Annotated in this window: 1 protein-coding gene; it reads left to right on the top strand. The window is 69.5% G+C overall.

Annotated features, from left to right (window positions below; all coding sequences use genetic code 11):
* Positions 1–191 precede the first annotated feature (191 nt).
* Positions 192–638 carry an ATP-binding protein gene (locus ACZ5CR_RS46380; RefSeq protein WP_468870072.1) on the top strand — a complete coding sequence of 149 codons (447 nt, stop codon included), beginning with the start codon at positions 192–194 and terminating at the stop codon, positions 636–638.
* The last annotated feature ends 534 nt before the right edge of the window (positions 639–1,172 follow it).

The following is a 1,172-nucleotide window of genomic DNA, read 5'->3' as shown; positions in this document are numbered from 1 at the left end:
GGGGTAGAGTGAAAGCACCGTAGAACGTTGCACCCTCGAAAGTCCCGCCCCTACCTTCGATGGCAGAGCGCTCGATCCACGTCCCTCATGGCCACGGAAGAGCACCCCGGCCGCGCGCCACGCGCCCGGAGACATAGCCACCGCATGAGAGCGCGTGTCCGACCAGCCCTTCCCAGAAAGGGAGTTCAGGCATGAACAACAGCTCACCGCCCCCGACGCCGAACGGGCCGGGTGGTCCGGGCGACTCATGGGAGTACACCCTCACCCTGCCCCCGCACAGCGCCATCGGCGTCGGAGTCGCCCGAGGCACCGTACGGGCGATCCTCACCCGCCACGCGCTGGCCGACCTGATCGGCCTGACCGACCTCGTCGACACCGCCGAGCTGCTGACCAGCGAACTCTGCGGCAACGCCTACCGCCACGCCCCAGGCCCCGTCACCGTACGCGTGCACTGGCGGGACGCCACCCTGCACATCAGCGTCCGCGACGGCAGCAGCGCCCTGCCGCGCCCGACAGTCGGCGCCGACCAGGAGCAGGGGCGGGGTCTGCTGCTGGTGAGCCGGTGCGCTCAGGCATGGGGTAGTCGGGCGGCGCCTCTCGGGGCGGGGAAGGTCACGTGGTTCGAGCTTCGGGCGTGATCGATCCTCGCTGGTCAGCCGAGGGACGCCAACGCGTCCGCGATGAGGGAGCGTTCTGCCGCTCCCCGTGCGCACTGCTCGAGTGGTGGCGGTAGCTAGGTGCCGGCGGCGACCGGCGACCGGGGGGCGGAAGTGTGGACGCGGAGCAGGCCCGACACGTAGACGCTGTACTGAGGCAGTTGGAGATCACTGGTGTGGTCGCGCCCGAGGACCCCGAGGGACCCCGAGGACCCCGAGGACCCGGAGAACACGGCGGGGGGATGGCGCGTGTACGACACGGCCGACCCCACCACACGTCGGGGACGTGACCGCTGACGCACTCGCGTCCGTAGCAGCCAAATTCCCAGAGGAGAAGCCGGGTTCGGGACCGATGCGAGGTTTCGTCATCCCATCCAAGGACGAGTGACCGCCTGCTGGCGCGCACCAACAAAATGAACGCCTCCGCCCCGGCCCGTTAACCGTCCGGGGCGGGGTCCTGTACGACGCGCGCGATCAGGCCGTGGATCAAGAATTGTCCGGGTGCGGCGTTCTCTT

It is taken from the genome of Streptomyces sp. NPDC031274 (genome assembly GCF_055570235.1).
This window is presented reverse-complemented; position numbering and strand designations above follow the sequence as displayed.

Coding starts and splice junctions, on each gene's coding strand:
- ACZ5CR_RS46380 (WP_468870072.1), top strand. CDS start 192: ATGAACAACAGCTCACCGCCCCCGACGCCGAACGGGCCGGGTGGTCCG.